Below are 5,349 nucleotides of genomic sequence, written 5' to 3' on the forward strand. Positions count from 1 at the left end.
ACCCACGATGGATCGAAAAGCTTTCTTGAGCATTTAAGCTTTGGCTAATAGTAGCCCAGGAGAGAACCAATGAAAAAGACGCTGCTCATTTTGAGCCTGCTCATTCCGCTCTCGGCGTGCTCCCGTACAGAACAAGGCGCTGCCGTCGGCGGCTTGGGTGGCGCAGCGGTAGGCGCCGCGGTGGCCGGCGATCCTGTGCAAGGGGCGGTTGTTGGCGGTGCGGTTGGCGCGATAGCCGGGGCCGTCATCGGGCACGCCAGCGAAGCCGGCCAGTGCAGATATCGCGATCAGTATGGCCGGGTTTACGTTGCACGATGCCCGGAGGGTTACTGACCTGGAGGCGCGTGATCTCTTTCGATCACGCGCCTGCTCCGGAGGTGGGATAAGCGATGGGCTATCGGATCAAAGTACTGCTGGGTTGCTGGTTCGCCGTTGCCAGCGCTGCCGCGATGTATGCGGCATCCACCGCCGCGATCTCCGCCGCGCCTGTTGATGGCAAGACGATTGCCGATCACCTCTCATCGGTAAAGTCCATGTCCGGGGACTTCGTCCAGTCGGGTCCAAATGCGGAGAGGACCCGTGGCAGGTTTTTTCTACAACGCCCCGGCAAGATCCGATTCAACTATGCAGGCCAATCAGGGATCAGCGTGATTGCAGATGGCAAATCCCTGGTGGTTTATAACAGAAAGCTGAAGACATCGCGGCTTTATGCTCTCTCGAAGACGCCGCTTAAGCTGCTGCTCGACAATAAGGTCGACTTCTCCGGCAATCGCGTGAAAAGCATCAGGGACGATGGCGCCCAAGTTACCGTCAAGCTGGCCGACAGATCGACCTTCGGCAATTCGAGCATCTCCATGGTGTTCGACAGTAAATCTCTCGATCTGCGCAGATGGAGCCTCACCGACGAGAAGGGACTTACCACAACGGTGACTATATCAAATGTGAAGCAGGGCGTTCGCGCTCCCGAGGGTACCTTCGTGATCGATTACACGGCAAACCGTGAATTCAACACGACAACGAAATAGCCGAAGCCGCGGGCATATTCCCTGGGCCGGAACCAATGCGATCATCAGCGGTTTAGTCCATGAAGGGACCGGAACCGCAAAGGACGCGGCGCAATGATTGAAATTCACAGCATGGAAGCGGCCAAAGCCAGACTGCGTATAAGGAGAGCTGAGCACTCTTTGAAGTGCGCGAACGACTTGCTGGATGAGGAAGGTGGCGTCGCCCTCAATCTGGCATTGTGCAGCCGGATAAGGGCCGCGCAAAGGCACCTGATCGAGGCAAGGGCACGCCTGATGACGATCGATCCCGCCAGGACGAATTGACCCGCTGGCGGTCGCACGTCAACCCCTGAGCGATAGGTCTATCGTGGCGCAAGGCCCGGGCGGCTAAGGGGCGCTCGGTGTGGCGATGGTCCGGCCCTTACCCAAAAACCCGATCGCCCTGCTCGTCGACCAGTTGGATGCCCTTCTTGATCGAGATGTCGACGGCGTCATCGAGCCCGGCAAAGCGGTCGGCGCGGATGAATTTGTGTTCCTTCACCACGCCGTCGATCTCCTTGGAGACGACGCCGCAGGTCTGGTACTGGCCATCGGCCTTGTAGGGCGTGGCGCTGATCAGAAAGCCCTTGTGCTCGACCTGCTTGGCTGGCGCTGCACTCGTCGGCTCAGCCGTCTGGGTTCCGCCGCCGCCACCGCCGAAAAGACGCTTCAGAAAAGACATCGGACTTCCTCCAACAGCATTCATCCCGCACCATGTAGAGTGACGCGGGATGAATTTCACTATCGGTCCTTGGGCCAGCGGGCAAGGGCTGCGTCCGGTCGGCTGGACGAGCTTACTTGTGCGACAGCGCTTCCAGCGCCTCGGCGGCGGCTTCGAGGATGGCGATGGCCTCGGCCTGCTTGTCGGCCGGGGCGTCGACGAAGTCGCCCAGAGCCGCGCGCAGCCGGTGACGGACTGCGCGGAATTCGTCGCGCGCTTCCGAACGATCCCCGCGGCCGCCACGACGCCCGCCCTCTTCGCTCTCGTCGTTCCAGCCGAACCAGTCGCGCGCCTTGGCCATTTTGCGGCCGAAGCGCTCGAGATGGTCGAGCACGCCGTCGATCATCTCGCGGTTGTCGGCGAGATGCGCCTGGCCCGCCTCGGTGATCGAAAACACCTTCTTGTTACCGTCGGCGGCGGAGGCGGCATAGCCGGCCTCTTCCAGGAAGGTCAGCGTCGGGTAGACCACGCCCGGGCTCGGGCTGTAGATGCCGCTGGTGCGCTCTTCCAGGGCCTTGATGATGTCGTAGCCGTGACGCGGCGCTTCGGCCAGCAGCGACAGCGTGATCAGCTTGAGGTCGCCGTCGGCCAGCATGCGTCCGGCGCGGAACATGTCGCCCGGACCGCCGCGCCCGCCACCACGGCCGCCGTGGCCGAACGGGCCAAAGCCGCCGCCCCCTCTGCCACCGAATTTGCCGGCCATGTGCATGAACATGCGCTCGCCGAAATGACCGCGCCCGAAATGATTGTGTTTGTGCATTGATTGCTCCTTGAGTTGTATCGTACGATATATCTTAATTAGGCAAGTCAATCGATGGAGTCAAGATATATCTTACGATGTATCTGAATGCAGCACCAGCGGGCTCGATTTTCCAGTCTCGGCCGCTTCGTTGCGAACGGCGGCCACCGATAAATTCGGCTACCAGCGCCCCTTGCGCCGGTTCCAGGCATAGAGAAGATCGGCAAAGCGATCGTAGGCAAAGCGTGTCAGCGGCAAGGCAACCGGATTGCCGAACAGCGTCGCCAACCAGCCCTCGCCCGGCGTGACCTTCCATACCGCGATGGCGACATCGGCGCCGACCAGCAGTCGGCCCTCGGCATCGGTGGCGTGCAGCCGGCGGCGGATATCCTCAAGCGACGCGCCAAATCCGGCTAGCGCTGCCGGTTCAAGATTGATGTCTCGGAACTCGATCCGCCCAGCCTTGACCGCTTCGATCAGCCGCCGCTTCTGCCTGCTGATCCCGGCATCGCAGACCGGGCAGCGCGTATTGTACCAGACGGTCAGCATAGTTCCGGCATTTGGTTGGTAGCGCAAACTTGAAGGACCACGAACGATCGGGCGCCGTCAAGACGTCGCTCGGTCGCTCGCGCGAAGGAGAATGTATCGGGCCAGCCGGTCCGGCCCTTCCGCTACAGGCTCTATCCGAGCGAGGTGACGATCTCGCGGTAGGCCAATTCGGGAAAGGCCTTCAGCGTCCGCGTCCTGACATTGCCGGCTGCCGCCAGCATCAGCGAGAAGCGCGCCAGCACCGCGTCGTCGGGCGCTTCGACCATCGCCACCATGTCGTATTCGCCCATGGTCAGGTAGAACGCCTTGAACGATCCGCCCATGTCTCCCAGCTGCTTTCTGGCGGCGTCGAGCCGCTTCGGTGACTCGCGCACGTTTCTGGCACCCTGCTCCGTCCAGTTCATCAGCACGATGTAGCTTGTCATGGCACACCTCCCTCCGGGGCCACGGAGCACGGCGGCTTCGCCGGGGCGGGCATCCGGGTTATCGCCCAGAAATGCATCCGACAGCGAAATTATCCTCCCGAAGGGCCCGGCCCGCAAGAGTGCGCCCCACAAACAAAAAAGGGCGCCATCGGCGCCCTTGAACTCTTTGCATCGGTAAGTCTCAGCTATCCAGGAAACTGCGCAGCTTGCGCGACCTGCTCGGGTGCTTGAGCTTGCGCAGCGCCTTGGCTTCGATCTGGCGGATACGCTCGCGGGTAACCGAGAACTGCTGGCCGACTTCTTCCAGCGTGTGGTCGGTGTTCATGCCGATACCGAAGCGCATTCTGAGCACGCGCTCCTCGCGCGGCGTCAGCGAGGCCAGCACGCGCGTGGTGGTCTCGCGCAGATTGGCCTGGATCGCCGCGTCGATCGGCAGGATCGCCATCTTGTCCTCGATGAAATCGCCCAGATGCGAATCCTCCTCGTCGCCGACCGGCGTTTCGAGCGAGATCGGCTCCTTGGCGATCTTCAAGACCTTGCGTACCTTTTCGAGCGGCATGGCAAGCTTTTCGGCCAGTTCTTCCGGCGTCGGCTCGCGGCCGATCTCGTGCAGCATCTGGCGCGAGGTGCGCACGATCTTGTTGATCGTTTCGATCATGTGCACCGGAATGCGGATGGTGCGCGCCTGATCGGCGATCGAACGCGTGATCGCCTGCCGGATCCACCATGTCGCGTAGGTCGAGAACTTGTAACCACGGCGGTATTCGAATTTGTCGACCGCCTTCATCAGGCCGATATTGCCTTCCTGGATCAGGTCGAGGAACTGCAGGCCGCGATTGGTGTATTTCTTGGCGATTGAGATGACGAGGCGCAGATTGGCCTCGACCATTTCCTTCTTGGCGATCGCCGCTTCGCGCTCGCCCTTCTGCACCTGGTTGACGATCTTGCGGAATTCCAGGATCGAGATCGCCGTTTCGGTGGCGAGGTTCTGGATCTCGGCGCGCAGGTCCTTGATCGCATCCTTCTCGTTCTTGGTGAATTCCTTCCAGCCGCGCGAGGTCAGGTTGCCGATCGAGCGCGTCCAGTTCGGGTCGAGCTCGGAACCCTGATATTCCTTCAGGAACTCTTCGCGACGCACGCCGTAGCTTTCGGCGAGCCTGAGCAGCTTGCCTTCGTTCTGCACCAGGCGCTTGTTGATGTCGTAGAGCTGCTCGACCAGCGCCTCGATGCGCGCCGTGTTGAGCGACAGCGACTTCACCGCCTTGATCAGCTGGTCCTTCAGCTCCTTCAGCCGGCGATCCTGGCTGGGCGACAGCGTGCCGGCCGCGGCCAGACGGTTCTCGACCTGCTGATCCTGCAGCTTGCGCAGCTTTTTGTAGGTGTCGGCGATAACGTCGAGCGTCTCCATCACCTGCGGGCGGAGTTCCGCTTCCATCGCGGCCAGCGACAGGCTTGCTTCGTCCTCGTCTTCGTCGTCGTCATCCGTCAGCCCACGCGTATCGGCGCCGACATTGGTGATGTCGTCTTCGTCGTCGCGCGAACGGCGCGGCTTGTCCTCGACCTTGGCTTCCTCGACGCGCTCGACCACCGGCGCCTGCTTGGCCTCGGGGCCGGCATAGGTGGCTTCGAGATCGATGATCTCACGCAGCAGGATCTTGGATTCGTTGAGTTCGTCGCGCCAGATGATGATGGCCTGGAAGGTCAGCGGGCTTTCGCACAGACCCGCGATCATCGTCTCGCGACCGGCCTCGATGCGTTTGGCGATGGCAATTTCGCCCTCGCGCGACAAAAGCTCCACCGAGCCCATCTCGCGCAGATACATGCGCACCGGATCGTCGGTGCGCATGTATCTGCGCGAGATGGGCTCGGTGG

At 61.7% G+C, this 5,349-nt stretch carries 8 protein-coding genes; 3 read left to right on the forward strand and 5 right to left on the reverse strand.

The window, feature by feature from the left end:
• Positions 1-69: 69 nt before the first annotated feature.
• The 3 genes from EN884_RS24430 (at position 70) to EN884_RS24440 (ending at position 1,328) form a co-directional block, all read left to right on the forward strand.
• Positions 70-333, forward strand: coding sequence for a YMGG-like glycine zipper-containing protein (locus EN884_RS24430; RefSeq protein WP_013530156.1), 264 nt, complete (start codon positions 70-72; stop codon positions 331-333).
• Between the two features lie 56 nt (positions 334-389).
• Positions 390-1,025, forward strand: coding sequence for an outer membrane lipoprotein carrier protein LolA (locus EN884_RS24435; RefSeq protein WP_063168774.1), 636 nt, complete (start codon positions 390-392; stop codon positions 1,023-1,025).
• A gap of 93 nt (positions 1,026-1,118) precedes the next feature.
• Entirely contained in the window at positions 1,119-1,328 is a 210-nt protein-coding gene (locus EN884_RS24440; protein ID WP_013530154.1) for a hypothetical protein, read from the forward strand.
• Positions 1,329-1,425: 97 nt separating this feature from the next.
• On the opposite strand, the gene EN884_RS24445 is transcribed toward EN884_RS24440, so the two are convergent.
• The 5 genes from EN884_RS24445 to rpoD form a co-directional block, all read right to left on the reverse strand.
• On the reverse strand, positions 1,426-1,725 hold the full coding sequence (locus EN884_RS24445) for an HlyU family transcriptional regulator (protein WP_024505488.1): 300 nt from the start codon (positions 1,723-1,725) through the stop codon (positions 1,426-1,428).
• Between the two features lie 112 nt (positions 1,726-1,837).
• Positions 1,838-2,524, reverse strand: coding sequence for a PadR family transcriptional regulator (locus tag EN884_RS24450; RefSeq protein WP_063168775.1), 687 nt, complete (start codon positions 2,522-2,524; stop codon positions 1,838-1,840).
• 159 nt (positions 2,525-2,683) lie between these two features.
• The gene (locus EN884_RS24455) at positions 2,684-3,052 is read right to left on the reverse strand and encodes a DCC1-like thiol-disulfide oxidoreductase family protein (RefSeq protein WP_063168776.1); all 369 of its coding nucleotides are present in this window, start codon (positions 3,050-3,052) and stop codon (positions 2,684-2,686) included.
• 131 nt (positions 3,053-3,183) lie between these two features.
• Positions 3,184-3,477: a GYD domain-containing protein gene (locus EN884_RS24460; RefSeq protein ID WP_063168777.1), complete on the reverse strand. Its 294-nt coding sequence runs from the start codon at positions 3,475-3,477 to the stop codon at positions 3,184-3,186.
• A gap of 181 nt (positions 3,478-3,658) precedes the next feature.
• Positions 3,659-5,349: RNA polymerase sigma factor RpoD (rpoD, locus tag EN884_RS24465; RefSeq protein WP_128360778.1), on the reverse strand; the 1,691-nt coding region annotated here is incomplete at its 5' end.

This window comes from Mesorhizobium sp. M7A.F.Ca.AU.001.01.1.1, from assembly GCF_004022735.1.
GTDB lineage: Bacteria > Pseudomonadota > Alphaproteobacteria > Rhizobiales > Rhizobiaceae > Mesorhizobium > Mesorhizobium ciceri.